This window comes from Prevotella sp. OH937_COT-195 (assembly GCF_003932845.1).
Taxonomy (GTDB): domain Bacteria; phylum Bacteroidota; class Bacteroidia; order Bacteroidales; family Bacteroidaceae; genus Prevotella.
This window is the reverse complement of record NZ_RQZH01000015.1, coordinates 26100-53029: the sequence shown is the minus strand read 5'-3', so window position 1 is coordinate 53029 and position 26930 is coordinate 26100. Positions and strand designations below refer to the sequence as shown.

At 48.4% G+C, this 26930-nt stretch carries 19 protein-coding genes and 3 pseudogenes; 4 read left to right on the top strand and 18 right to left on the bottom strand.

The window, feature by feature from the left end; genetic code table 11:
* The first annotated feature begins 408 nt into the window (after positions 1–408).
* A complete protein-coding gene (locus tag EII32_RS07225; RefSeq protein ID WP_125234763.1) occupies positions 409–2514 on the top strand; it encodes a prolyl oligopeptidase family serine peptidase in 2106 nt (701 codons plus the stop codon).
* A gap of 70 nt (positions 2515–2584) precedes the next feature.
* Here the strand turns inward: EII32_RS07225 and EII32_RS07220 are convergent, their stop codons facing one another.
* From EII32_RS07220 to EII32_RS07175, 10 genes are all read right to left on the bottom strand, one after another.
* Positions 2585–2824, bottom strand: coding sequence for a hypothetical protein (locus EII32_RS07220; RefSeq protein WP_125234762.1), 240 nt, complete (start codon positions 2822–2824; stop codon positions 2585–2587).
* 141 nt (positions 2825–2965) lie between these two features.
* Positions 2966–3661, bottom strand: coding sequence for an outer membrane beta-barrel protein (locus EII32_RS07215; protein ID WP_125234761.1), 696 nt, complete (start codon positions 3659–3661; stop codon positions 2966–2968).
* Between the two features lie 115 nt (positions 3662–3776).
* Positions 3777–4796: an iron ABC transporter permease gene (locus EII32_RS07210; protein WP_125234760.1), complete on the bottom strand. Its 1020-nt coding sequence runs from the start codon at positions 4794–4796 to the stop codon at positions 3777–3779.
* The gene (locus tag EII32_RS07205) at positions 4793–5929 is read right to left on the bottom strand and encodes an ABC transporter substrate-binding protein (protein WP_125234759.1); all 1137 of its coding nucleotides are present in this window, start codon (positions 5927–5929) and stop codon (positions 4793–4795) included. The genes EII32_RS07210 and EII32_RS07205 overlap by 4 nt, the downstream gene beginning before the upstream one ends.
* Positions 5926–7740, bottom strand: coding sequence for a cobalt-precorrin-5B (C(1))-methyltransferase CbiD (gene cbiD / locus EII32_RS07200; RefSeq protein WP_125234758.1), 1815 nt, complete (start codon positions 7738–7740; stop codon positions 5926–5928). Before cbiD ends, EII32_RS07205 begins: the two co-directional genes overlap by 4 nt.
* Before the next feature lie 146 nt (positions 7741–7886).
* Entirely contained in the window at positions 7887–9647 is a 1761-nt protein-coding gene (cobM, locus tag EII32_RS07195) for a precorrin-4 C(11)-methyltransferase (RefSeq protein ID WP_125234757.1), read from the bottom strand.
* Positions 9644–10876: a precorrin-6y C5,15-methyltransferase (decarboxylating) subunit CbiE gene (gene cbiE / locus EII32_RS07190; RefSeq protein ID WP_125234756.1), complete on the bottom strand. Its 1233-nt coding sequence runs from the start codon at positions 10874–10876 to the stop codon at positions 9644–9646. Before cbiE ends, cobM begins: the two co-directional genes overlap by 4 nt.
* Positions 10873–12300, bottom strand: a complete 1428-nt coding sequence (cobJ, locus tag EII32_RS07185) for a precorrin-3B C(17)-methyltransferase (protein WP_125234755.1) — start codon at positions 12298–12300, stop codon at positions 10873–10875. The genes cbiE and cobJ overlap by 4 nt, the downstream gene beginning before the upstream one ends.
* An 81-nt stretch (positions 12301–12381) precedes the next feature.
* Positions 12382–13317, bottom strand: coding sequence for an adenosylcobinamide-phosphate synthase CbiB (cbiB, locus tag EII32_RS07180; protein ID WP_125234754.1), 936 nt, complete (start codon positions 13315–13317; stop codon positions 12382–12384).
* Entirely contained in the window at positions 13302–14306 is a 1005-nt protein-coding gene (locus EII32_RS07175) for an aminotransferase class I/II-fold pyridoxal phosphate-dependent enzyme (protein WP_125234753.1), read from the bottom strand. The genes cbiB and EII32_RS07175 overlap by 16 nt, the downstream gene beginning before the upstream one ends.
* Positions 14307–14667: 361 nt before the next feature.
* On the opposite strand from EII32_RS07175, the pseudogene EII32_RS07170 reads away from it, so the two are divergent.
* Positions 14668–14877: pseudogene (locus tag EII32_RS07170) on the top strand (transposase); the annotation flags it as partial.
* A gap of 160 nt (positions 14878–15037) precedes the next feature.
* Here the strand turns inward: EII32_RS07170 and EII32_RS07165 are convergent.
* The 8 genes and pseudogenes from EII32_RS07165 to EII32_RS07130 form a co-directional block, all read right to left on the bottom strand.
* The gene (locus EII32_RS07165; protein ID WP_125234752.1) at positions 15038–15967 is read right to left on the bottom strand and encodes a hypothetical protein; all 930 of its coding nucleotides are present in this window, start codon (positions 15965–15967) and stop codon (positions 15038–15040) included.
* An 18-nt stretch (positions 15968–15985) separates the two neighbouring features.
* On the bottom strand, positions 15986–17263 hold the full coding sequence (locus EII32_RS07160; RefSeq protein WP_125234751.1) for an ATP-binding protein: 1278 nt from the start codon (positions 17261–17263) through the stop codon (positions 15986–15988).
* Positions 17264–17443: 180 nt separating this feature from the next.
* A pseudogene (locus tag EII32_RS07155) lies at positions 17444–17816 on the bottom strand (DpnII family type II restriction endonuclease); the annotation flags it as partial.
* Positions 17817–17947: 131 nt separating this feature from the next.
* Positions 17948–18885, bottom strand: a pseudogene (locus EII32_RS07150) (DNA adenine methylase).
* Positions 18886–19209: 324 nt separating this feature from the next.
* The gene (locus tag EII32_RS07145) at positions 19210–20850 is read right to left on the bottom strand and encodes a DUF6850 family outer membrane beta-barrel protein (RefSeq protein ID WP_125234750.1); all 1641 of its coding nucleotides are present in this window, start codon (positions 20848–20850) and stop codon (positions 19210–19212) included.
* A complete protein-coding gene (locus EII32_RS07140; RefSeq protein WP_125234749.1) occupies positions 20847–21242 on the bottom strand; it encodes a hypothetical protein in 396 nt (131 codons plus the stop codon). Before EII32_RS07140 ends, EII32_RS07145 begins: the two co-directional genes overlap by 4 nt.
* Positions 21243–21247: 5 nt before the next feature.
* Positions 21248–22702, bottom strand: a complete 1455-nt coding sequence (locus EII32_RS07135; RefSeq protein WP_125234748.1) for a DUF4876 domain-containing protein — start codon at positions 22700–22702, stop codon at positions 21248–21250.
* 16 nt (positions 22703–22718) lie between these two features.
* Entirely contained in the window at positions 22719–25466 is a 2748-nt protein-coding gene (locus tag EII32_RS07130; RefSeq protein WP_125234747.1) for a carboxypeptidase-like regulatory domain-containing protein, read from the bottom strand.
* Between the two features lie 221 nt (positions 25467–25687).
* On the opposite strand from EII32_RS07130, the gene EII32_RS07125 reads away from it, so the two are divergent.
* On the top strand, positions 25688–26239 hold the full coding sequence (locus EII32_RS07125; protein ID WP_125234746.1) for a DUF3332 domain-containing protein: 552 nt from the start codon (positions 25688–25690) through the stop codon (positions 26237–26239).
* 281 nt (positions 26240–26520) lie between these two features.
* Complete coding sequence (locus EII32_RS07120; RefSeq protein WP_125234745.1) at positions 26521–26739, top strand: hypothetical protein; 219 nt, start codon at positions 26521–26523, stop codon at positions 26737–26739.
* Positions 26740–26930 lie beyond the last annotated feature (191 nt).

The window sequence follows — 26930 nt, the reverse complement described above, 5'->3', positions numbered from 1 at the left end:
CTGCCATCTGCGCAGCCATTACATCTCGACGCAGCCCGCTACGCCTTCGATGAAAACGGTTGACATCTGCTCGACAATCGAACAAAATCGGTTGAGGGTTCTAATGACCGATTTGGGTTAAAACGGCAGAGTTTTATCTCCCGTTCTTTCCTTCCGAATATGTAAAACAGGCGGAATTGCTTTTCAATTTGGGCGAAATTGCAAAGCAAAACAGTCGCTTTTGCGAGGGCAAAGCACAGTTGTCGCTTTTCGACACAATTATCTTCATAAAATCAAATAAATCTAACGGAATATTATAACTCGGATATTTCTGCAAGACTATTGTGCCAAGAGTTTTGCAGAGGTCTGAAAATATTAGTATCTTTGTACCGTTTTGAAACATAGAAATAACATAAACCTAACAACAGAATGAGAAAGTTTATCGCATTGTCGGCACTCGCGCTGACAGCAACAACAATGACTGCGCAAAACATTGTCTATCCGCAGGCACCGAAAGACGGCACCGTGGACACATATTTCGGCGTGAAAGTGCCTGACCCTTATCGTCCCTTGGAGGCAGACCGGAGCCAAGAAACCACGGCATGGGTAGAGGCTGAAAACAAAGTGACCAACGCTTACTTGGCGAAAATACCCTTCCGTGCCAAACTCTTGAAACGTTTGAAGGAAGTAGCGGACTTCGAAAAGGTTAGCACACCGTTCAAGAAGAACGACAAATGGTATGTATATAAAAACAACGGACTGCAGAACCAAAGCGTGCTATACCAAATGGACGAGTTGGGAGGAACGCTCCGCGAGTTTCTCGACCCTAACAAACTGAGCGACGACGGCACCGTGGCATTGCAAAATGCAACCTTTTCGAAGGACGGAAAATATATGGCTTACGTCATTTCGCGCAGTGGAAGCGATTGGCAGGAAATTTACGTGAAAGACGTGGCAACGGGCGAACTGCTGACCGACCACATAGAATGGGCGAAGTTTGGTGGCGCACAATGGTGCGGCAACGGCTTCTATTACAGTGCATACGATGCCCCCGAAAAGGGCAAGGAGTTCAGTTCCAAGAACGAGGTGCACAAGGTTTACTACCACAAAATAGGCACGAAACAGAGCGACGATGTGTTGTTCTACCGGAATCCTGTTCACCCGCTGCGCTTCTATTCGGTTTGGGTGAACAAGGACGAAACCATGATGTTCCTTTATGAAAGCGGTGCGGGTTCGGGTGTGAATCTATATGTACGCGACCTTCGTGTGCCAAACTCGCAGTTCATACAGATGACTTCCAACATGGACTTGCAGTACAGCCCCATCGAAACCATCGGCGATGACATCTATCTGCTCACCAACGATGGTGCGCCACGTGGCCGCGTAATGGTTGCCAACATACACAAGCCTGGCTTTAAAGATTGGAAAGAACTCATCGGCGAAAGCAAAAACGTGCTCGAGGACGTGCAGTTTGCCGATGACAAACTCGTGCTTACTTACAACCAAGATGCTTCTACCCACCTTTATGTTTACTCGACAGACGGCAGGAAACTCAACGAAATAAAACTCCCTACCGTGGGACGCGCTTACTTTAACGGCAAACGCGGACAGAAAGAATGTTTTTACGGCTTCTCTTCGTTCACCGTTCCTAATACCATCTACCGGTACGACATTGCAGAAAACAAGAGCACTTTATACGCCGCACCGAAGATTAAGTTCGACCGCGATAAATATATCACCCGGCAAGTTTTCGTCACAAGTAAGGACGGAACGCGCGTCCCGATGTTCCTAACCTGCAAAAAGGGGCTGAAACAAAACGGAAAGAACCCTGTACTCATATATGGATATGGTGGGTTCAACGTGTCGTTGCCTCCAAGTTTCTCGTCAATGCGCATACCGTTCCTCGAAAATGGAGGCATCTATGCACAGGTAAACCTGCGTGGTGGTAGCGAATATGGTGAAGAATGGCACGTGGCAGGCACAAAAATGCAGAAGCAAAACGTGTTCGATGACTTTATTTCGTCTGCCGAATGGCTCATTGCCAACAATTTCACGAGCAAAGACCACATCGCCATTATGGGCGGCAGCAACGGCGGACTCCTCGTTGGCGCATGTATGACGCAACGCCCCGACCTGTTCAAAGTCTGCATTCCGCAAGTGGGCGTAATGGATATGTTGCGCTACCACAAGTTCACCATCGGCTGGAACTGGGCGCCTGATTACGGCACAAGCGAAGACAGCAAGGAAATGTTCGAATATCTGTATGCCTATTCGCCCCTGCATAATTTGAAGAAAGGCGTCAGCTACCCTGCCACACTCGTAACAACAGCCGACCACGACGACCGCGTAGTGCCCGCACACTCGTTCAAATTTGCAGCAACCTTGCAAGATTGCCAAGCCGGCACGGCACCCGTACTCATTCGTATTGACAGCAAAGCGGGACACGGCAGCGGCAAACCATTGGCAAAACAATTGGAAGAACAAGCCGACATCTACGGCTTTATTATGAAACACTTGGGTATGAAGTTTAAATAGAATGGGATACGGACGGAAAACACATATAGGCGAAACATCGTAAACACAGACTCGAAGCGTTGGGGGGGAATTATAATCCCCCCGACACCGGACAAACGCCTCTCCCTTGGTTGTTATCGGCTTTTATGCCGGGTGTTAGGAGTGTGGTAAGCCCAAATCGGTCATTAGAGCCCTCAACTGATTTTGTTCGATTGTTGGGCAGATGTGCAGCCGTTTCATCGAAGGCGTAGCGGGCTGCGTCGAGATGAAACGGCTGCGCAGATGTCAGCAAGCGGGCTAAAGCGGTTGGGAAGCGTAACGGCAATGGCAAATCTGAGCAAATGCGGTCTAATGACCGATTTGGGATAAATCCGACCTTACGTTGCCGAACCGCATTTATGGTGTTTTTAACAGATATATAAAAAGAGGATGTGCCTGTGTTGACACATCCTCTTCGCATTTATGTTACATGTCAGAAGTTCACGCCGAAAGTGAGCATCACGGCACTGTTGTGGCACTCGTCGAAATCGTCATGCCCGATGTTGGCAAGTCCGAGATCGTAGGTAAGGTCGGCATAGAACAAGTCGATGCCTACGCCCACACCCATTCGCAATCCGGCATCAAGGCGTTCGAAAGAACTGTCCGAATCGCTGTCGAACGAACTATATGCCTTGCGATTCTTGAAATTCTTTATCTTTCCGGACACTCCGCATGCGAAATATCCGCCGAAGAACGGCTGTATGGAGAAAGTCTCGTCGATGTTGTAGGCATATTTAAGCACGAACGGCAATTCCACGTATCCAAGGTTGTAGGTAAAATCGAGTGGACCATTCTTGTTCTTGCCGCCTTTTTCCGTATAGTAAAGACCGGACTCGAAGTAGAGCGGTGCACGGTCTGTTAGTCCCATGCCGACTGCGAAGCCCACGTTTAGTCCCGTCATGGTTTTTCCGCCATCGAGCAACGGGTTGTCGGAGTTTACCGTTGTAAATGCCGGACCCACGCGGAAACCGTAATAAACATCGCGGTTGTCGTAACTGCCGTGCCTCCTGTTGTTGTAATCAAGGTGTCGCTTGTTGCGGTTATAATACTTACTTCGCTTGTAATTCTGTGCGAATGACGGCATTAAAACAAATGCTGCCAATGCGATTGTGGCGATAATCTTTTTCATGTCAAAAACGTTTTTCAGGTTAAAACTATGCCGCAAAGATACTCTTTTCCTTGCAAACGGCAAAGAGATTACCCCTATTTGTATTAGGTTTTTCCCTATTCTTGACATAATTTTGTCACTTTCGCTTGAACAACACCATTGCCACTATTGGTGCTCCGACGAGCGCAGTTACGGAGTTTATCGGCAATGCGCCCTCGAAGCCGGGCATGCGCGCGATGATGCAACACGCAAGGGCAAGGGCAGAACCGGTGAGCATGGCGGCAGGCATCAGTACGCGATGGTCTGCAGTGCGCCATATCGAGCGACAGAGATGAGGCACGGCAAGCCCGAGAAACATTATCGGACCGCAGTAGGCGGTGACGATTGCCACGAGAACGCCGCTGCAACCAATGACCGAAAGTCGCGCGCGGCGTATGTTAAGACCGAGGTTTCGCGCATAGTCTTCACCCAGCAAGAGCAGGTTCATGGTTTTGACAAGGAGCATGGAAAGCGGTATGAGTACAGCCATTAGCGCGACGAAGAGCCACACCTGACCTGCCGAGACGCGAGAGAAACTGCCCAATCCCCACACAACGTATGCCCTGATGTCTTCTTCGGCGGCAAAATATTTCAGCACGCCTATTATTGCCGTGGCGACGTAGCCTATCATCACGCCGATGATGAGCAGAGTGACATTGCCCTTTACCCGTTGTGCAACATATACTATTAGCGACATTACGGACAGCGAGCCGATTATGGCACCTATCGACAATGCCGCGTTACCCGCTATGCCGAGACTGCTCATGGCAACGCCGCCGATGCTGCCGGAGGCGAGAACCATGAATCCCACGCCGAGCGAGGCACCATTGCTGATGCCCAGTACGGACGGGCCTGCGAGCGGGTTGTGGAACACAGTCTGCATCTGTAGTCCGCCTATGGCAAGACCTGCGCCTGCAACCATGGCGGTGAGAGCCTGCGGCAGTCGCGATTTCAGTATGATGTTCTGCCATACCACGGGTTCTCCTTCATCGCCGGCAAGGATTCGCCATACATCGGAAACAGGTATGTGTACCGTGCCGAGCAGCAGGTTGAGGAAGAATAATGCGGCAATGACGAGTGTCATCAGCACGAAATATGGCAGGCTCTTGTTTTTCATTCCGTCAGTTTATAGTATTTTGGGGTATAGTCTTTCAGCACTTCCGGGTGGAAAGCCTTTATGAAATCCTTGAGCAGTATGTCCGGTTCCATGGCAGATAATTCGTTCAGAGGCGTGCGGTTCATGTCGCAGCACACCACCTTTTTGTTTCTGCATGCACTGAAATCGGCATATCGCGGGTCGTCGGCAACGAGCATCGTATATGAAAAACTATCCTTTTCTTTGTTCTGTATTATCCAGAAATCGGCATTGCCCGCATCGGAATACACCTTTTCGAAATCGATATTCACTCCTCCCGTATTGTTGTCTGCACACATGAAATACTGCCCTGCGGCATCGTTCACTATCGTTGCCACGAAACTCTTGCCGCCCATGGCATACCAATTGTCGCCGTGCATTTTTCCGTATAGCACCGACGGCATTGTCTCATATTTGGGAAGCATCGCCTTGGCATCGTTGTAGTTGCGTTCCACCTTGCTGAAAATGTCATTTGCTTTGGCGGTGTTTCCCGTGAGCAGTCCTACGAACTTTATCCATTCTGCCTGTGCCAGAGGCGACACTTCCTCGTATCCCATGTACGGTATCAGCGGTACGCCGGCATCTTGCAGTTTGTCGAATCCTCCTCGTTTCGATAGCGATATGAGTATCACGTCCGGCTGCGAGGCGAGTATCATTTCCTCGTTGAAGTTTCCCTCCTTGCCTATTTTCACCATGCGCCGGTCTTGTATGCGCTGTTTCAGTTCCTTGTCGAAAAGTCGTTTTGCGCTCGCTATTCCTGTAACGAAATCGAGTGCTCCGAGTTTTATGAACCCTCCGAGTTGCTGTGTGGTCATGCAGATAACGCTCTTTACCGGTGTCTCTATCACGGTGCAGCCCTCCGGAATGTTGTCGGGCGTTGTCCCCCGTGGCACGAGTGCGAATCGGTATGCCGCATTGCCGTCGGTTTCTTGCGGATTTCTTATCTCGAGCAGGCGGTATCCTTGTTCTTCTTTCACGCTGAAGCCCCGGGCATATTTCGTCGTCACTGTTGCCGTGTCGTTGCCCTCGCCGCTGTTTCCGCGGCTGTTGCCTGCCGTTTGCCGGCATGCCGTGAGCAATGCCGCGAGGCATGCAAATATGATAAATTTCTTCATTTCGTTATGTTTTCGGATATTAATGTTATGTCAATCTTGCCATCGGGCAGCAGCGGGTCGCAGTGTTCGTGGCAGTGTTCTATTATTGTTTTTTCCAAACGTTGCATCTCTTCCGGGGTAAGTATCGACCACAGTTGGCGTGCCATGTTTATGCCGCCTATGTCTTTCTTCACTCCCGATTCGTTCAGCATCTCCTGCACGAAAGCGATGTTCATCGTCGTTTTGTGACTATGGGTGTCGAGTCTTCCCTCCGCAAGTTTCACCGCCTTTCCTATCATTACGCCCATTGCCAGTTTCGTAACACCCAGTTCTTTGGCTATCGTTATCGTTTCGCCGATGAAGTTGCCGTAGTGTATGAATGCCTGTTCGGGCAGTTTCGGGTACAGTTTGCGCATGAAATGTTCGCTCTTTGCGCCGCTGTTTATCACTATTTGAATTTCTTGTTTTGAACTTTCTGCTTTCGAAGCCTGCAATCCTACCGACATTTCTTTGCGTATCGAGTTTATCCAAGCCTCCGAAGAGAAAGGTTTCACGATGCCGCTTGTGCCTATGATGCTTATTCCGCCCACCACCCCTATGCGCGGGTTGAATGTCCGTGTGCCCGTTTCCCGTCCTTGTGGAACGCTTATCGTTACCGTTGCCGACATTCCTTTCGGCAACAGCGGCAGCACGTTTCGGCGTATCATTTGCTGCGGAGTCTCGTTTATTGCGGCACTCCCAATGGGCAACCCGAGTCCCGGCAGAGTCACGGTTCCGACACCTTCGCCGCCTTCTATGTCGATATATGATTGTCGAGTGCCGTTCTGTCTTTCTCCTTTTTGTTCATTGTCAGCCGGGTATGTTTCCACTTTTGCCACTATGTCGAGTCCGTCGGTAATGTCCGGATCGTCGCCTGCCGTCTTTGTTACCGTTGCAGAGTTTTTGCCGAGTGCGGATATGCGTACCTCGATGTCCTCTCCGTCCGGAATGCGCACGCTTACCACATTCTGCCTTGTCAGTGCTGCCACGGCTGCCGCCGTGGCGCATGTGCCTGTGGTTATTCCGGTTTTCAGTTCGTAGAAGTCGGGTAGTATCTCTTGCGTTTTCAGTCGCATGCCGTGCGGTCCGTTCACTTTTACGAGATTCACTTGTTCGGCATCGATTGTCGGTCGCTGTACCACGAAGACGGATATGCCTGCTTTTCGTGCCGCTTCCACTTTCTCCGTGAATCCTCCGCTCGTTCCGCTTTCTTTTGTTATTATGGCATCGGGTTGCAGCTTTTTTATCATCTCGGCTGTGGGTTCGTCATCGTAGAAAGTCAGGTTCTCTTTCGGGAAACCGTGTCTTTGTGCCATTTCCACCGACGAGTCGCGGTGAAGAATGCGGAACCAAGTGTGGTGTCGAAGCCAGAAAGACTTAAGACTGCCTATTGTCTGCACCCCCGTGAGTGCGAGAAGTCGTTCCACACCGTGCATTTCCATCTGTTCTGCCGCATCGGCATAGTCTTTGCACCACACCAAGTCGTTGTCATGCGGAGGATACTGCCTTTCGTATCTTATCACGGGCAGTGCAATTCTGCGTGCCGCCTCCACAATATTCTTATGCAGGTTTTTGGCAAAAGGGTGCGCCGCATCAATTATCAGTGCCACACCTTTCTTGTTGCAGAAATCGACAATGGCGTCGGCATCCATTTCCCCCGTGGTGCGAATACCGTGCACGAGGTCTATTTCCTGCCCGTTTCCGCGGGTGGAATAGTAGAAAGTTTTGCCTGCCTCTTCGAGTGCCGCGGCTGCTTTCCGTCCTTCTGTGGTGCCTCCGAATATAAGAATCATTCCTTTTTCTTTCTCTCTTGTAGTTAAGAGTGTGAGGATTAAGAGTTCCGGAGTTAAAACAATACCTTAATTATCGGTGTCGCCGGTCAACCGTGAAGAACTGTTTTATTCGCTCCTCAACTTTTTAACTCTTGAAATGTCTCTTTTCAACTCCTGAACAAATGACTGAAACCCTTGTCGTATAGTAGCGATTTGTTAGAGCGGTTGTCTATTGCTTCGCCCACAACTATCATGGTGGTGAGCGTGAGATCGTGTCCCTTTACGATTGCTGCGAGATCTTTCAATTTGCCTCGATATATCGCCTGATCTTTCCAAGTGAGGTGATAGCAGGCTGCCACCGGCGTGTCTTCGGGATATTCGGTGAGCAGTTGCTCCTGCACGTCATCAACTATCGATGCGCTAAGGAAGATGCACATCGTACTCTGCGAACGAGCCAGAAGGTGCAGTTTCTCGCGTTCCGGCATGGGTGTGCGCCCCTCGCCGCGGGTAAGTATTATTGTCTGACATCGTTCGGGAATCGTGAATTGCGAGCGCAGTTCTGCCGCGGCGGCAAGGAACGACGATATTCCCGGTGTGATGTGATAGTTCATTCCATGCTCGTCGAAAAACGCCATCTGCTCTTGTATTGCCCCGAATATGCACGGGTCGCCGGTATGAAGGCGCACTATGAATGCTCCGCGGTCGTAGAAATGTTTCATCAGCGAGCACTGTTCGTCGAGGTTCATGTCGGCCGACGAGCGCACCGTGGCACCCTCTTTGGCACACAAAGTAAGTTCCTTTGGCACAAGTGAGCCTGCATATAATATGAGGTCGGCACGTTCGAGCATTCTCTTTCCGCGCACCGAGACGAGATCCGGGTCGCCGGGACCGGCTCCCACTATCTCTATGTGTCCGCGTCGCAGCCACTTTCTTTCAATTGCAGCGGCAACGGTAAAATTGTCTCCTTTCTGTTTCTTCATAAGTATTTCACCACCATCGGCAGCCAGCAGTGCGGCAGCCTCGCTCACGCTTGGTGTGCCGACATGCCTTGCCACCACATCGCTCGGTGTCGGGACGTTGACTTCCGCGAGTTGCGATGCAGTGAAAAACGTAAAATCGTCGCCGTCTGCAATCATCTGTTTTACCACCGGTTCGTTGCTCTTTATGTCTATCGTGGCAAAGCGGCACGCCTCTCTCATAATGCCGTTGTCGGCAATTAACGTGTCGATGGCGGAAATAATCCCGGCTGCCGGCTCTGCCTCGTGTGCAAGACCGATTCCCACTACCACTGCACGAGGAACGAAACGCAGGCACATCATTCCTTCCGGTATCTCGTGGCGGAACGGTGATACGATGATGCACAGTGAGAAATCTCTCTGTAACAGTTCCTCCATGTTTCTCACGATTATGGCATGCGGAGGCAGTGTTTCCTGCAAGTGGTCGGTTCCGCGGTCGTGTGTCTCGAGCCATAGTGCCGTGGGGCGTTTCGCAACGAAAGCCGCAATGATGTCGTTCATGTCGTTTTCGGCAACGGCTGTCCACCCGAAATCGTCCGCAATGGTGTCGAGTGCCCACAGTCCTTGGTTGTCGCTCTGCGTGGTGATTACCGGCATTGCCCCTATTGTCGCTGCCACCTCTCTCGTAAGTTGGTTTGCCCCGCCGACGTGTCCCGAGAGCACCGATATGACATTGCGCCCCGTGCTGTCGATGCATATTACCGCAGGGTCGGTGTGTTTGTCTTCTATCAGCGGTGCTATTGTTCGCACGCAAATGCCCATTGCGCCGATAAATATAAATGCGTCACGGTCTGCAAAGAGTCCGGGAACATCGTTGCGGTCTGCCGTATCGATGTCTCCTGCAAGCGTATTTTTCAGTATCTCGGCGATGTTCGCGCCCTCCCTTGTTACGGTTATGATTGATATTTTCATTTCTTCCTTGCTTTAAGAATGTTTATCGGGTGATAAGAGTTGATGGCGACCCGCAACGGCTGTTCCACTGTCATTCCCGCTTCGACTGCCGACCGGTGGAAAATCTCCATGCTGTCGGTGGGAATGCGCGGGTCGGAAGTTGTCTCGACAGCCACGCAGTTGTACGTCATTACGCCGCCGCCGGTCATTGCCTGTGCCGCTTTCGACACAATCTCGCGCAAATGTCCGCCGTGTCCGCCAATGAATACGGCATCGGGCGGGCGGCATGCAGATGTGTCGGCGGCGAGGAAATCGCCCATTGCCACTTCAATGCCGGGAGTTCCCAAACGGTGTGCGTTAGCCTTTATTATTTCCTCGCACTCGCTCCTTGTCTCGAATGCCGTGACGTGCAGGTGCGGGAATTGCTGCCGTGCCTCGATGGATACCGAACCGGTGCAGAAACCGATGTCCCACATCGACTGTCTCTGTTGCAGTTCGAGAGAGGCAAGTGTGATGTGGCGTATGGCAGCCTTTGTTATCATCAGCGGTCTTCCGGGGAGTGTGAGAAAAGCCTCGTCGGGGACAGGTATCGTTATCTTGCGTTTTTCCCTTGCCGTTACGATTACGCAGTTAGGCATTGCAGCCTCGTAACCGGCGGCATCGTCGAGTGTCATAGTGACAACCCTCTCGCCATTGTCATTGCCGAGCAGTTGACCTATGTGCATGTCATAATTGTCGTATCCGTATTCCAGCATTCGTTGTGCAATGGTTGCCGGAGTGTGGTTGCGGTCGGTCAGAATGCCGATTTTCGATGCCCTCCTTATCAGTGCCGCATCCAGTTCGTGCCACGGTCTTCCCGTGAGTGTTACCGTCTGCATGTCGTGGTAAGGCATAAGCAGTCGGTGGGCGAGTGTTTGCAGGGAGTTGAGTGCAGGCATCGTTTTTATTCTTGCCGTAGGAATGCGTTTTAGTATTGTTGCAGCAAACCCGAAGAAGAGCGGGTCGCCCGATGCAAATATCACTATTGTGTCGTCTGTATCGGCATATTCTGCGAACACGTTGTCGAGCGGCACCGTTATGTCTATCCACCGCGAGTCTTTCGGGAGCATGCCGGCAACGATGTCGTGATGACGTTTTCCTCCCGAGAAAACTCGTCCGGAGGCAATCGCTTTCCGTGCTTCATTTGTCAGCGATGGTTCGCGACTGTCGTCTATGCCTATTATGATATAGTCTGTACGGTTTTCTTTCATACGTCTCTTCCGGGCATTAACTGTTGTGCGTCGTCCCATGCCAATATGCTGTTGACGAGCGTTGCAGCGAGGTTGCTTCCCCCTTTTCTGCCTTCTATTATTATTTTCGGTATGTTGCGAAACACTTTTACGGCATGTTTCGACTCGCACACATGTACGAAACCCACCGGTGCGGCAATTATGCCTGCAGGTTTTGCCTTGCCGTGTAGCATAAGTTCGCACAGTTCCATGAGTGCCGTCGGTGCATTGCCGAACACGAACAGTGCGTCGGGGTGTTCTTCCGCGGCAAGACGTATGCCTGCCTGCGAACGTGTGATTCCTTTCTCCTTTGCCATTTCTGTGGCACGTTGGTCGGCGAGATAGCATTTCACTTCTATTCCCATGCGCATGCAAGCCGCTTTCCGTATGCCTGCCGATGCCATAGTAACATCGGTAATTATGGTTTTCAGTCGTCCCTCTTTCATCTCGCCGAATATCTTTGGCACTGCTTCGTCGGTGGTGTATAGAATTTCTTCCATTGAGAAATCGGCAGTGGTGTGTATTGCATGCAGCAACGGCCACAGGCGGAAGAGCGGTATGTCGGGGTCGCTTATCTCCGAGCGAATGGTGCGGAAACTCTTCATCATTATTTCCTGTCCGATGCCCTTTGCTCCGCTCTCGCTCCCTTTTTCGTCATTCTCTTCGCGATAATATCCGCGTGGCGTTATTATCGAACCTTCCCACTCGTAACTCTGACTGTTGCCTATTATGATAACCGTGAACATATCTGTCTGTTCCGGGTCGAACTCTGCGAGAGTTGTTTGGTGCACATCTTGTTCGGGGCGGCCGGCTTGTCGCACATAACCCACCGGTGTATCGGGCGACCGGTGCATTAGAAATATTTCTTTCAAGCGGTGTAGTTGCCAGTATCGACCGTTGCTTTTGGGGTTATATACGGCGGTAACGAAATCGGCAGTGGCTGCCGCCGCGATGCGTTTCTCTATCGTTGCCCACGGTGTCATCAGGTCGCTGAGCGATATTACGCAGAAATCGTGTCCCATGGGAGCACCAAGCAGCGATGCCGCTTTCTGGAATGCCGAGATGCCGGGCAGTGATGCCACCTCCATGTCGGCATCGGCATACTGCCGTTTCATCTCGTATATCAGCGGTGTCATACCGTAGACGGCAGCATCTCCGCTGCTTATAACCACCACGTTATGCCCTTGCACGGCCATGTCGAATGCCTGTTTTGCGCGTTCGCGTTCGCGTTTCATTCCCGTGTCTATGCACTTGCAGCCTTCTTTTACATATTTTTCTATGAACCGGAAGTAGTATTTGTATCCCACCACCACGTCTGCCTCGCCGATTGCTTTTATCACAGCCGGCGTTATGTCTGCCTCGCTGCCCGGACCTATACCTGCCACCGTAATCTTTGCCTTGCCCATTTTTTCTTTTTGTTTTATATGAATGCAAATGTACTAAAAAAAGTCAAAGCTTTTCATAACAAATGAAAGGTTTACACCATTTTAACAATTTAAAACTGCTGCAATCAGTGCCATGACAATTATTGCAACCGCCTCGACACGTCGATTGATGCGTATTGCCCGGTGCATGTCGGCAGATGTCAGCCGGCGTTCGTGTTCGCCGATATACGGTTTTTCAATTGTCTCTCCGAAATATGTGTGTGTGCCGCCGAAACGACAGTTCAAAATGCCTGCCAATGCGGCTTCGGGCCAGCCGCTGTTGGGACTGGCATGCCGCGAACCGTAACGCCATACGAAGCGTAAAAGGCTTGGTCTGCCGGCAACAAATATCATCAACAGTGCGGTAATTCGTGCCGGGAGGTAGTTTGCCACATCGTCGATTACCGCCGCCGCGGTTCCGAACAGTCGGTAGCGTTCGGTGCGGTAGCCTATCATGGAGTCGAGAGTGTTTATCATCTTATAGGTCATCATACCCGGCAAACCGAGTATGCCGAGCCAAAACAGCGGTGCTATGACTCCGTCGCTGAGGTTCTCGGCGAGAGTTTCGAGCGATGCCTTGCGCACTTCTTGGTCGGTAAGGCACGAGGTGTCGCGCCCCACGATGCGTCCCACCTGACGTCGCCCGGCGTCGAGCGAGCGGTCGGCGGCTCGGAACACCATCTCCACTTCGCGTGCCAATGTTGTTCCAGCGAGACAGAAGAAGATTATAATCACCGAGAAACCCACAACCGGAAGCGGTCTTGCAACGGGTATGGGCAACAGCAGATGGATAATGCCGTATGTGGCGGCGAATGTTGTCGCGATGAGTGTTACCGCCAGTGCGACACCTTTGGCACGGCGGTGTCTGCCCTTGTTCAGCCGCCTTTCTCCAATGGAAATTGCCTTCCCGAAAAGCACTATGGGGTGAGGCAGCCATGTCGGGTCGCCCAACAATTTGTCGGCAAGCCACCCGAGGAGAAGTGCTATTGCAGAATACATTTCTTTATGGCTTTTAAAAGTTGTTCGTTAGAGCGGTGTTCCTGTGTCGCAATGCGCAGGTAGTGTTCATCGAGAAAGTGGAAATTGCAGGCGTTGCGCACGAGTATTCCCTCGCCGGCAAGCCGTTCTTTCATAAGAGTAGAGCAGGGATTGTCCAATCGTGCGAGGAAGAATGTGGTGTCGGAGGGCAGTGCTTCGATGCCTTCGATGTCGTTTATCCTGTCTTGCAGCCACCGACATTCCTCTATAAACGGAGTTATGTCTGTCGGTAGGGCATTCCGGCACAGCCACACACCGGCTTCAACTGCAAGTGCGTTTACAGACCACGGCTGTTTCCATTTCTGCAAATGTCTTACGATATGCTCTGCCGCGGTAACGAATCCGAGTCTTAATCCGGGAATGGCAAACCGCTTTGTCATGGAGTGAATAAGTATTATGTTTCCCGCTTCGACGGCTTCGGCGGCAGATATGCAGTATCCCTTTGTCGAGTGTTCATACGACTGGTCTATCACGAGCAACTTATTTTTGTGAGTGTAGGCATGATCGAGCAATCTTTCTTTGTCGATAAGTCTGCCCGTGGGGTTGTTGGGATTGCACAGCCACACCATGTCGGCATCGTTTCCGGCATCTGTCAGACTGCGTATCCGTTGCAGCGAATGACCGCAGATACGACACGCATCGGCATATTCACTGAAAGTCGGCTCCACAATTGCCGATGTAGTTCCGCCGTATGCAGCCGCCACGAGATATATAGCCTCTGTCGCTCCGTTGGTTGGCAACACCTCGTCATCGAGAATGCTCTTTCTCTGTGCAAGTTCCGCAGCAAGCTGCTCGGCGGCAGGTTGCGGGTAATGTCCCACGAGAGCGATGCTCTTTTGCAGGTGTTCGAGCAGTCCTTCCGGCTGCATTGCCGCAATTACGTTCGAACTGAAATCGTGAATTATCGTCCCGCCGTATGCGAAACCGTCATCACCGTGTCCTTTTATCATGCTGCAAAATTACTTTTTTTTCCTCAATGTCAAAACATTTGCATCGCAAAATAAACATCTTGCCCTGTCGGATTTATTTAAAATGTTTGACATAAAGTGCAATTTTGTTAGGAGTTAAAGTAGTGTTAGGTACATTTGTTGACAGAAAATAATTTGAAGAGGTACATTATAGCCATGGAACTCCATAATTGGTATTTATTTCTTCTGAAACAAAAGAGTTGTCGGGCGGTAGAATAATTTTAGTTTTGGCAAGTCGTTCTATATATTCATTATATTTATTACGATTCTCTATCTCCTCACGTCTCGCTTTACTCATTGTCAGGAAATCATCATTCATTTCCAACCCGAGATAACGACTACCTACTACCAAAAGAGAAAGAAACACAAACTATTTTGTAAACGAGCAGGCATAGAACCAACGATTGGACATCTTAAAAGTGATTACAGACTATCTCGCAACTTTTATAAAGGTGTGAAAGGAGATGCTGTCAATGTCTTATTAGCTGCTGCGGCAAATAACTTCAAAAGAGCAATGAGAGTTCTTTTGTGGTTTATAAAAAAATCAGCGTGAACTTCGCTTTTACAAACTTCACGCTGAAATATAGTTTTTAAGGAACGACTAGTATAGTCACGAGATCCCAGTAAGGCAATATAGCATATCTGCGGATAATTATTCTGTTTCAGAATGTAACGCAACAATAATCAACGAGGTTCGAAAAACACTTTTGTTTTTACGACAAATATTCTATCGCTTTCTTAACCAATTTTTCAATGGTGGTTTTACAGGAAACAGTCGCACCCCATGTTAACGCCTTGAATGATTTCTTCAAGAAAGAACTGTTAGGCTGAGGTTTTGATAGTTCCGTCCGAATATCGATCAACTCTCTAACAATGTCGTCAAATTCTTCGTCTGCATCTTTAGCCACCCTTTCTATTTCATCAGTTAACGAAGTCAGTCTTGCAATCACATCAGCTGAAGGCGATTGCTCAATAATGGCCGCTATCGTAGCATTGCTTGCCTCTATTGTGCCAGATCCTGTATGAACAATACCTGCGGTGATATTATGGGTAATTACCTGATGTATCTCTTCTTTTGCAGAGTTTGACTTTAAATCCAACTCTCCATAGAAGACCCGCTCGTTCAAATCCATAAACATATCTATGATACGGCCTTGTACATTATCAATGATAGTCTGGAAGGTAGAAGGCGAAAGTACTTTATGGACATTCTGGATATGGGCTTCGCCCAATACTTTCTGAACAAGTGCCTGCTCATAAGGGCTTAGCGACATTACCACTTTTTTAGGGTGCTTCGAATACTCAATGATGGCTGATATGGTATCACAGAAGCGAACTGTCATAATCTCTTTGTACTTCTCAAGCCCCAAGTTAGCAATCGGTACACTCTGACCGCTCAACTTCCATGCGCCGAACCCTTGTGGCATTATATAGTCTGCCTTTATTTCTACGGCACGCGATATACGATAATCTGGAAGTTCCTGATCCTTGTAACCAGTTACGAACTCACAGGTATACCAAGATTTCAACTTCTCGTCTCCTAATAACCTAACAATAATCTGTATTTTACTGGAAACATCTGTCAGACTCTTATTATCGCCAAGGTCTAATAGTACCTCTTCAATGAGTTTTTTTGTATCCATATCTTAAATGTATTCGTGTCAATTAGTAAGATTCGTGCTCCCTATAGCCAACAATAGCCACTTCCACACTGGCACCACGGTTATACCCTCTTCCGCTCTCTCCTCATCATACGTAATCAGCAGGCACTCCCAGTCCTCGTGCGCCTTGGCATACTTCACCAGTGGTGGCACCTCCCTATTGTAAGTGGTCTCATTCTTGATGCTGTATGATACCTGTATGGCCAGCTTCTCGTCAGGGACAATGAAGTCTATCTCCTTCTCCGCGTTCAGGAAATACACATTCTTCTTGCCAAACCGCCTGCACAGTTCCACCGCCACCATGTTCTCCAGTAGCGATGTCTCTGAGTTCAGCAAGAACAGGTTCAGCAGCCCATTGTCAACGAAATAGTATTTCTTCTGCATCTCCTTCTCAGTCAGTTTCCCCACCTCATTTTCCATGGGTAGTATAAGCCAACTGTCAGAGGCATAATCCGCATAGTCTATCGTAGTAGGCACACTGATGGGTGCCCCTGTTGCCACTATCACGTTCCTCAGTCTGTTATATGACAACGGCTGTTTCACGCTCTCCGCCATCTTCTTGATTAGGATGTTCAACACCCTGTCATTCTTAATGTTATTTCGGGCGCAGATGTCCCCTAGATATATCTTCTGATACAGACTCGACAACATCGCCCGCTTGTTCTTAAACGACAGAATCTCTGGCAGACCGCCGTAATAGAAGTACTCATTCAGATGTCGCTTCACCTCGCTTCTCTGAATCGTGTCATACTCCCAATGCTCCTTCAGTTCCACCTGCTGCGCTGCCAGATACTCTTTGAACGAATATGGGTACGCATCATGGATAAAGAACCGTCCACCCAACGTAGTTGCCACCTCCTTGCTCAGCATCTTCGCATTGCTGCCAGTCACATACACCTTGTATTTAGCATCAGTCAGCCTCCGCACAAACTTATCCCAGTGCGGAATGTTCTGCACCTCGTCCAAAAACACCACCGGCTTCTTACCATACAGTTCCAAATGGGCCTCCAGCAGACTGTTGAAGTCTTCTGTCTGGAATTCCGCCAAACGCTCATCCTCAAAGTCCACAAACAGAATCTCGTCCCATCCCATTCCTGCTGCCTGTAGCTGACGCACGCGCTGATACAGCAGGTACGACTTACCTGCATGTCTCACACCAACTATCACATAATTGCCATTCTCTTCAAAGTCTATGGGACGGTTCACAATCACCGCCTCATCCACCTCGCGCTGCTTACTAATCAGGCACTGCTTTATGACGTCTTTACTAATACTCATATAAATTACATTTAATAAGAATCAAGTGATTTTATTAAGTCCGGTTTGCAAATTTAGGTATTTTCTATAAAACAGAATTAATAAACTCCGATTTTTTGCAATATTTTCGCACTTTTTTATCGCAAATTCATGAATTTTACCTCCAAAGTTAATTATCTCCATATTATCCTTGTCAAAAAATAGCTGCATTATTCTTTTTTCTCTGAAAATATCTGCCAGTCCCGTATTCTCTAAATATTCCATTACTCCATCCACACTTTGGAAAAGTTGATCCAACGTTATACATTTTCCTTCGGAATTGAGAATCATTTTCTTTCCTTCACTACGTACTGCAATAAGTATATCCATAACGCGAAATGCCGACTTGTCACGATTCCAAATAGTTTCTACACTTTTTATGTAAATCAGTACTACCTATCATACTGTTAAGCATACATAGGCTAAGTTTTATATTTTCAACGTTTTTATATATCTTGTCAAAGTTACAAAAGAAATCCAAAGTTTGATTAGTCTCTTGAAGTTGAGACATAAACTTGTTAAAGTCTTTATTCATAATTTTCTCTACTGAAATAAAACTGTTTGCGTTTATATAATATATTAATATTTTAATTGTGCCTAAATAATTTACCTGACATATTTTCCAATTATTTATTTCCAATCATGACCAATTCTTTTGTTGCTTCATTACGATTTTTCCGATAGAGGAAAAATGAGCCGATTAGTATTCTTTGTTTCGTGATAATTGTGTACAAGTATTTCGGTCAACTTACCCCGTTTATCTGGATTTGAATTAATACTGCGTGATGCCCATACACGTTTTATTTGATAATTTTCATAAAGTATATCGAAGAAATTGTCATCATTGTTTTTACCTTTGCAGTCAGAGTTACTTAGCATAAACATATAGCCTGCATCATGGATTTTGTCACAGTATTTTTTTAATCGAATCTGCTCATCATCATTAAAGATTTCTTTGGCATAATCGTTAAAACAGGAAGTCTCACTGAGTGGTCGATAAGGAGGATCAAAATAAAAGAGAGTATTATCATGTGCATACTCGAATGTCTTTTCAAAGTCTCCATTAAGAATTTCTACACGTTGTAATAACTCGCTATCTTTCCTTATTGTCTCCGTATCACAAATTGTCGGATTCGAGTATTTCCCAAAAGGCACGTTGAAAAGCCCTTTCTTATTTACTCGATATAAGCCATTAAAACATGTTCTGTTGAGAAAGAAAAAAAGTGTCGTATTCTCAATCGGGTCGAGATTTTTTCATTGTATCGTTTGCGTGCCGTCATAAAGAATTCTTTTCTTTCTTCTTCGGTTTGAAGAGCTAAATAAGTATTCTCTATATATTGTAAGGACTCAATAAGTAGTTCTGGGAAATCTCTGATTGTGTGATAACAAATGGTCAAATCCGGGTTAATATCATTGATTATGGCATGATGGATATTTGGATAACGTTGAAGCATATAAAAGAGCATTGCCCCACCACCCACAAAAGGTTCTATGTACGTTGCATTATCCCAGTTATCAAAGTCGGCAGGAAGCAGGGCATCCAATTGTTCTATGAGTTGGCTTTTACCGCCAACCCACTTGATAAAAGGTTTTGCTTTTGTCATAGTAATGTTTTTTTATAATTATCTTAAAGAGTAAACCAACAAATGCAATATTACGAATAATATTTGTAAAACTCCTTTTTTGGTGTGGAAATTTTAAAAATTATCTTGATTTTTTGTTTATTTTGTTTATATGCTCTTAATCATCTTGTCGGTTACGGTTTTTAATGTCAGTTGTTTTTGTAATGTATTTCTTTACGAGCTTATTGTTATTCTTCAAAGTTCGTTTTGACGGTATTTCACACCATGCAGAACGGCGAAACACTTTTCTTTTGTCTGCCGAAACGTTAAGAAGTCTCGGCAGTTTGCATCGCAAATCGGGTATTGTCAGAATGTTATTCCTGCCGAGGCATGCAGTACATGGCCATGATTGTTTCCTCCGACATCGTTTTTTCTGTATCCGGCACGTATTCCGGCAAAGAGTCCCATGTTTCCCATGAATTGCGGATGCCATTCCGCATGCACTCCCAACAATAGTTGGGTGTATGATGCCATTGCGGATGCGGTATATCTCTCTGTCATCTTGCGCTTTGCCTCGGCGACATCTTCCTTTGTCGGCACGGTGTATGAGTCGCTGCTTGTTGTTGTGAACTCACCGGAAACATTATTGTCGTAACGGAATGTCATGTCTGCCGTTAAAAGCCATCGTCTGCCCAATGTCTGCCATTGCAGTGTTCCGCCCACATAATTCTTGCAGAAATCGAGACGGCTGTGAGGAAAAGCATACGAAGAGGAATACTTATGTCTGCCCGCCAAAATCTTTAACGTGGTTGTGTTGCCTCTGCCCAACCGCACGCTTGCCATTGTCCCGGCATGAATGTCGATGGTACGACTGTCGTACATCGTCAGATAACCGCGCACCGCAAACTCGTCGGCGGTAGATTCTCCGCCTATAATCTCGTCTCCCCGGCGTTTTTCTCCGTTCATGCTTATCCATGCCATGAAACTGCCATTACCTTTGGCATTTGTTACCGTTTTGCTCCTCCATCCCAACAGCGTTTGCCATCGGGTCACATACAGTCGGTTTATCGGCAGTGCGTTGAGGTTCGACAATATCCGTTTGTACGGCACATACTCGTAACTCGCCGTGAGAATCACTCCTCTGCCGTCTGCGTGTGGTTGAATGCCGAGGTCTATTCCGCCTCCTGCCGCCTTATAGTATGCGTTGTTGTTGGTACCTGAGAAACGCTCATACCAATTTCCGAGACCCGACATCTGGTACTCCGGAACTTTGCCTTCCTCGCGGTAGAACTCAACAGAGTTGGTTTGCTTGTACAATTTCAGCGTTCCACCGAGTGCCGTTCGGTGTTTCAGAATGCTGCAACCGATGGCGGTGCGAATTTTCAGATCGGTTACAATTCCGCGCATTCGCGGGTCTCGGGTAGACCATTCGTGCTCGGCGCGGAAAGTAAGTTCTTCGCCAACGGTCAATCCTCCGAAGCGTGTTGCGCAACCGCCTTGGAAAGTATATCTCTCGGTGTTGCGGTTGCCTCCTATCGTATCGGCGAGAACGTAAGGGTATATTGTCTTCCAATCCGACGAGGCATTCCATTCCACATTCTTGCGTTTCCCGTTCCGGTACGATGCCTCTCCCCAAACCACCGTCATTGACCGGTGCTCCGAATTTTTCGCTTTGCCGTTACTGCCGAGTCTTCTGTAAGTCGTTGCTTTTATGCCCGTGTTGTGTAGCCCGTTTCCTTCCTGCATTACGAAAGCCTCCTTCTCGCGGCGTGTGTCGGCATATATCCCAAGTTGTCCGTATGTGCCGGCATACGCATCGAAGAAGAGTGCAGGATTTTGCATCCATGAGTTCAGCGTGTTAAGGAACAGGTTGTGGTGCCCGGCGGCATTCGCGATACGGCAGGCAACGCTGTCTGCCGCTTCGTGTTCACGTTCGGTTGCCGTGGCGTTGTTTGTTACCGGCATGGTTGTGGCGAGCAACGCGATGCAGATATGTCGTATTGTCATTTCACTAATTGTATGTCGAGTTTTATTTCCGGCGGGTGTTTCATCACTTCCACATAACTGTTTGCGGCACGAAAGCGATACACCTTGCGCCGTCCTCCGTTTATGCTTACCGCCACTTTGCCGTCGGCCGTTATGTTGTATGGTCCGCGCATTACCTCGGGGAATGCCACTCTTACGCTGTCCCACTCCGATGCCGTCCATGTTATTTTGTTCGTAAGACATTGCATCGTTACCGTACCTTTGGCCCGAAACAGTGCTATGCTGTCGGGTGCGGTCAGTGTGACACGTGCAGATGTCGTTATGTCATCGTTATGCCCCGGCTCACAGGCACATGACAGAACCGTGAGCCAGAGGCATATCTTTGCTTTATATATAAAATTTAAGTGCTTCATGCGGTTTATTTCACTACAACCTTGCGACCATCGATTATATACAATCCCGGCTTGCTTGTGTCTTTAACGCTTACGCCGTCTATGCGGTAAACTCTCGTTGTCTTGCGAGTGTCGCGGTTTACGTTGTTTATGCCGCTGGTAACGTTGAGCATTGATGCCGGAGCGTCAGAGAGGAAGTCCTCCGTTGAGTTGTTGGTGTCTTTCCATTTTCCGTCATCGTTCTTTTTGCGTATTACCGAAAGGTTATACCTTGTCTTGTCATGATCCACGCTTCCGCAGTGCGCCCATCCTGCGTCGAGTGTCGGGGCAAACACGTTCCATTCCCATTCCGATGCCACGCTGAGTCCCACTGCGTCTGTAACCCATGTGTTTGGGAGTTTGTATCCCTCGCCGTCCATGTCGTATGAGTTTCCTCCGAATGTGAATACATACGTGTACTTATATTTGAAATCCTTTATGAAATCCTCCATGCCCACTTCGGGTTTTGCGAGTACATACGACTTAAAGCCGCGGTTGTGCATAGCCCAGTACGACTTGCTGTAGTCATACCAGTTTACCATGTTTGTTACGTCAGGGTTGTCGCTGTCTTGGAAATTGGGGTTATCCGACTCGTCGTAGAACTCGAAATTGGCCTTTGAGAGGTCAAACGATTTAGGGTTTATCTCCTTGTGGTTTATGGCATTTAGTGCAATCAACACCTCCTCGCCCGGTGCGATGGGATATTCATTTCCGTTTCCGGGGAACAAGTATATTGCGTCGATTGTCGTTGTGTCTGCCATGATGTTCGGTTTGTAGTCCTGCTTATCCACCGACATGAATGCCGTTTCTGCAAAAGCATATCCGTCGAGGTACAATGTCTCGCTGCTGTTGTTACCTATTTTCACATATTGGTCATCGCTGTACTGTTTTCCTTCGGGCGTGGTGGTGCCGGTAAAGAAAATCTCGGTAATGACGAGAGTTTTCGAACCGATAGGCTCGTCGAACTCGTCAGTCTCGATTATAGCCTTGAAGCGATGATAGAAATCTTCGTTAATGAAACTTTCTTTCATCAACTCGGGAACGTAGAGCGTAACGTTGGCAAACTCGAACGAGTTCTCCTCCAGTTCTGCCGGCTCTGCCATGTATGCGGAGGTAAGGTTTTCGCACTGTTTGAAAGCCTCCTCCTTGATGAATTTAACGGACGACGGTATGCGCACGTTGTTCACGCTCTTCGAACCGAAGAACGCCTTATTGCCGATTGAGGCAACGTTGTATGTTTTCCCGTCTTTTGTCACTTTTGCAGGCAGTGTAACGTTTCCTGCATACGAGTTGTAATTTTTGGTGGCATAAGTCACCTCCACAGTATTTGAGCCGGTAATGTTATAGTACACGTTTCCGGCTTGGAAATCGAAAGCCTGTGCGCCGGTTGCGGCAAAGGCAGTAATCGCACATAGTGCGAACCGAGTAAATGTTTTGTTCATGGAATTAATTGTTAAATTATAAATTGAAGTTTATTTCAAGTCCGAAGTACGGCGTTACATATCTCCGTGTGGTGTAGTTGTTACGCGTATAGTCGGGGTGAAGGTCGAAAATCTTGTTCACGAAGAGTGCCACCATTAGGTGTTCGCCCAGCAGTCGTTTTGTAGCCTTGAAGTTGAGGTTCATGTAGAAAGGCACGGTCATTCTCTTCTCGATGCTGTTGTTGTATGTACGCACGAGGAACTGGCGTTCCATGTCGGCGGCATCGGCATCGGTAAAGGGGCGCAGAATGCCGTCGGCTGCCATGTAAATCACCGGGCGCACCTCCTTGTGCATGTTCTGCCGGGCGGTGTACCACATGCACTGCGCCGACATCGAGAACCCGAGTGCAAGGCGTGGTACGTCTGTGTCGAAAGTAAAATTAGTGTTCCACATTTCGCGGATATATCCGTCATCGTCGTCGTACAGTCCCACCAATTCTATGTTTCTTCCTCCCAAGGTGCGCGATACATGCTCCTGTACCAGCATCGAGTTGTTATATTGCGATTTAAGCCATGCTCCGGTTATGGTAAGACGAGTTGCGAGCATACGCCATCTTGGCGACGAGTAGGTGTATTCCACTCCTCGTTTCATGGTGCGGCTGCCGTTGCCGGTTTGTCCGGTGCTGCGCAGCACCCGTCTCGTCTCGTATGGCAGGTCGGCAGGGTCGGGAGCCGTGGTGATTGTTTTGTGGTCTATGCCCGATGTGTCGTACCATTTGTAGGCATACGGGTGGAAATCGGTCATGCGTCGGAATCCCGATTTCATGTCTTCCTCGAAGTATGTAACGATAAGCCTGTGACCGTTCCACGATGCGTCGATGCTCACCTCCCACTTGTTGTTCCGTGCCGCGTGCAGAGAATAGTTGGTAGGGTCTTTTATATATGTCTGCAACCACACCGAGCGCAGTTCGCGTTTCTCGTGCCAGTAGTTCATCTCAACCATGTCTATGTACAATCTTTCGGGGTAGAGTTGGTCTATGGTGGGCATCTTTGTATGTTTGCCCCATCCGTACCTAAGTTGCAGATTCAGCGGCGACCCACCGACAGATATTGGAGGCAGGTTCCACCCTGCGTTTATCCTTGGGTCTGTATAAATCTTGCCCCGGAGTTCGTAGCGACTGTCGAGATGCATCATCGACGAGTTGCGTACTCCTGCCACAATCCGTATTTGATGTCGGGCAACGGGAATGGTAATGTCTGCCTCGGCGAATGTTGACAACTGCACTTCTGCCGGCACATAGCTGTATTTCCTCTGTCGTGTTGACAGTCCCACATATAGCGGGAACATCGGGTCGAACACCTGTCCCATGCCGAGGTTCTTGTCGTATTGCCAGTCTGCACCCACCTTCAGTCGGTTTCCCATCCATGATGAAGGCAGTACGAAATCGGCTTGCGTCTTTGCGAATATGCCGAGCGGCCGCCCGTCAACCTTGTGATGCCCCGTATATTTGTAAGGATAGATGATGACGGCACGGCTCTCGCCCTCCTCGTGTGTCACGGCGGCAGGCTGTCCGTGGTCTATCTGCACCAATCGCCGGCGGTCGAGAATGTTCTTCTCGAAATTGGCAGACACCAATAGTTCCGCCGATCTCCACCAATCGTCGTCGCTCCTGCTGTCCTGTCGCAGAGTGAAGTTTGCCGCCCAACGGTTGCGTTTGCTCTTATACGAGTCAACTCCGCCGTAGTTCAGTTCGGGGTCTATTTTGTCATCGTCGAACGAGCCGGAGTAGTCGAGGTTGAGTCCCAACGCCCATTGCCGTCTCGCCGTTTGTCGCAGATGTCCTCCGCGTACCGAGAACGACAATCGCCGGTATGTTTCAAGCACGTTTCGCGGGTCGCCGTTGGCACTCAGCCAGTCTGCACTCATGTTGAGAGTCCATCGTTTTTCGCCCCATTCCAATCCTTTCGACACATGCAGAAGTTTGCTCTCCATGTCGGCCTTGAAACGTGCCTGCAAGTCGTGCCCTCCCTTGCGGCGTTGCACTTTTACGAGACCGCTGGTAAGGTCGCCGTACTCCACTCCGGGGATTCCCCGCACCACCTCCACCTGCTCCACATCGTCGGTAGATATGGAGCGCATATCAACACCCGCATTGGTAAAATTACGTTGTGTGGTTTTGTTGTCCCATGCCCCGTTTACGAACTGCATGTCGGCGTTGGTTGACAACGGTGCGCCGTCTATTACGAAACTTGTTCCCAGCGACGAAGTGTTGTAATTGCTGCCCGGTCGTCCCGTCTCCCTCAGTTTTATTATGTTCGGAGTTGTCAGGTTCGGGTCTTTCGCCATACCCCCCGGCAACAATTCCATTATGTCGCTTATGCTCGACGGCTGCAGATGTTTCATGGCATGCTTCCCGATTACCGACGACGAGGTAAGTCCTCTCCGCTCGGTTGCCGTCACCACCACCTCTTTCAGCATTGTTGTCGATGGTGCGAGACGGTATGTGGCATTGTTCTTCAGCACCTCTTTCAGTTCGTTGTACCCCATGAAAGATATGCTTATTACTGCCGTCGCGCTGTCGGTGTGCAGCGTGAAAAAACCATCGGCATCGGTTACAACGATTTTTCGCGAGGCATCTGCAAGCCGGACAATGGCACCGGGCAACGGTTCGCCCGTCTGACGGTCAATAACCTTTGCACGCGCCGTTACCTGTGCTGCCGCCGGTACGGCTGCCGACAATAGTGCTACGTATATTAATATTAATAATGAATATAATCTTGGCATAAATTTTGGCATAACACAGCCGTTTTCGCATGCTTTGTTTGTTATTATCATAATGCGGCGCAAAGGTATGAATTTAGTACGGGTGCCGCAATACCCAAAAATTGGTATTTTTCATCATAGTGTATCGGTGTGTTGCAATGTCATAAAAAATGTGATTTTGTTTGCAGGTTGCAATGGAAATAACTACATTTGCAACATATTGACTAAAAAAATGGCATGTTATGTTCAAGAAAAGTGTTAAAATGTTTGTGTGCCTTTGCATTGCGGCAATTACACTCAACTCGTGTATAGGGTCGTTCAGTTTGTTCAACAAGGTGCTGGCGTGGAACAAAACCGCAACAGACAACAAGTTTATTAACGAACTGATATTCATTATAATATCGCCGGCATACGCCATTTGCGGCACTGCCGACCTGCTTGTTCTCAACACCATAGAGTTCTGGTCGGACGAAAACCCGATTGCATCGAATGCGGGAAAGACGCAGAACGTGATGGGAAGCGACGGCAGAATGTATGCGGTGACAACCCTGAAAGACGGATACGAAATCAAAGATGCCGACGGAAAGCAGGTAAACTTTACTTTCGATGAACGGCAGAAGACATGGAGCGTGGAGGCAGAGGGAGAAAAGCAGGTGTTGTTGAAGATGAAAGACAACGACACGGCAGAGATAATGCTTCCCGGAGGCGAAACGAAAGAGGTCTCGCTAAACGAGCAAGGAATGTTCGAGGCACGCATGGCATTGGGCGAAGGATATTATTTCGCAACACGATGAATTGCGACGTAAACACAATTATGTAACATATCAATAACCAAAACAGGCGAAATTGCTAACCAATTTCGCCTGTTTTGCTCTGCAAATTCGCCCAAATTACTCCGCAATTCTGCCCAAATCGAATTTCAATGCATAAGCGAGTTGGGTATAAGGAATAATGTTTGGTTTTATTTTACAAGTACTTATATCATTTGATAATCGTGAACTTTTGGCTGACATTTTATTATTTTGATGCCCAAAACTTAAACCCAAATCGGTCATTAGACCGCATTTGCTCAGATTTGCCATTGCCGTTACGCTTCCCGACTGCTTTTGCCCGCTTGCTGCCATCTGCGCAGCCATTACATCTCGATGCAGCCCGCTACGCCTTCGGTGAAACGGCTGCACATCCGCTCAACAATCGAACAAAATCGGCTGAGGATTCTAATGACCGATTGGGGTTAAAAAATGGATGTCGAACAGCAATTTTGTCGGAGAAAGATAAATATGAAATAAAGTAGTAAAGAGTAATATATTTAATCAGAATTTCAAGGATAATTAAACCATTCTTTTTATACCTAACTCACGTTACTGATGATTTATGCCAATTCCTTTCCAAACCGATTGGCAGATAATTTACGCCCGGGTAAAACAATTAATCATGTTTTCCGGTGTGTTGACGTATGCAAAAATCTTAATGTGCGATTGGGGC

What these genes read in the sequence shown, in the direction of transcription:
- EII32_RS07225 (WP_125234763.1), top strand. Translation starts at nt 409, where the DNA reads ATGAGAAAGTTTATCGCATTGTCGGCACTCGCGCTGACAGCAACAACA.
- EII32_RS07215 (WP_125234761.1), bottom strand. Translation starts at nt 3,661, where the DNA reads ATGAAAAAGATTATCGCCACAATCGCATTGGCAGCATTTGTTTTAATG.
- EII32_RS07210 (WP_125234760.1), bottom strand. Translation starts at nt 4,796, where the DNA reads ATGAAAAACAAGAGCCTGCCATATTTCGTGCTGATGACACTCGTCATT.
- EII32_RS07205 (WP_125234759.1), bottom strand. Translation starts at nt 5,929, where the DNA reads ATGAAGAAATTTATCATATTTGCATGCCTCGCGGCATTGCTCACGGCA.
- cbiD (WP_125234758.1), bottom strand. Translation starts at nt 7,740, where the DNA reads ATGATTCTTATATTCGGAGGCACCACAGAAGGACGGAAAGCAGCCGCG.
- cobM (WP_125234757.1), bottom strand. Translation starts at nt 9,647, where the DNA reads ATGAAAATATCAATCATAACCGTAACAAGGGAGGGCGCGAACATCGCC.
- cbiE (WP_125234756.1), bottom strand. Translation starts at nt 10,876, where the DNA reads ATGAAAGAAAACCGTACAGACTATATCATAATAGGCATAGACGACAGT.
- cobJ (WP_125234755.1), bottom strand. Translation starts at nt 12,300, where the DNA reads ATGGGCAAGGCAAAGATTACGGTGGCAGGTATAGGTCCGGGCAGCGAG.
- cbiB (WP_125234754.1), bottom strand. Translation starts at nt 13,317, where the DNA reads ATGTATTCTGCAATAGCACTTCTCCTCGGGTGGCTTGCCGACAAATTG.
- EII32_RS07175 (WP_125234753.1), bottom strand. Translation starts at nt 14,306, where the DNA reads ATGATAAAAGGACACGGTGATGACGGTTTCGCATACGGCGGGACGATA.
- EII32_RS07165 (WP_125234752.1), bottom strand. Translation starts at nt 15,967, where the DNA reads ATGGATACAAAAAAACTCATTGAAGAGGTACTATTAGACCTTGGCGAT.
- EII32_RS07160 (WP_125234751.1), bottom strand. Translation starts at nt 17,263, where the DNA reads ATGAGTATTAGTAAAGACGTCATAAAGCAGTGCCTGATTAGTAAGCAG.
- EII32_RS07145 (WP_125234750.1), bottom strand. Translation starts at nt 20,850, where the DNA reads ATGACAATACGACATATCTGCATCGCGTTGCTCGCCACAACCATGCCG.
- EII32_RS07140 (WP_125234749.1), bottom strand. Translation starts at nt 21,242, where the DNA reads ATGAAGCACTTAAATTTTATATATAAAGCAAAGATATGCCTCTGGCTC.
- EII32_RS07135 (WP_125234748.1), bottom strand. Translation starts at nt 22,702, where the DNA reads ATGAACAAAACATTTACTCGGTTCGCACTATGTGCGATTACTGCCTTT.
- EII32_RS07130 (WP_125234747.1), bottom strand. Translation starts at nt 25,466, where the DNA reads ATGCCAAGATTATATTCATTATTAATATTAATATACGTAGCACTATTG.
- EII32_RS07125 (WP_125234746.1), top strand. Translation starts at nt 25,688, where the DNA reads ATGTTCAAGAAAAGTGTTAAAATGTTTGTGTGCCTTTGCATTGCGGCA.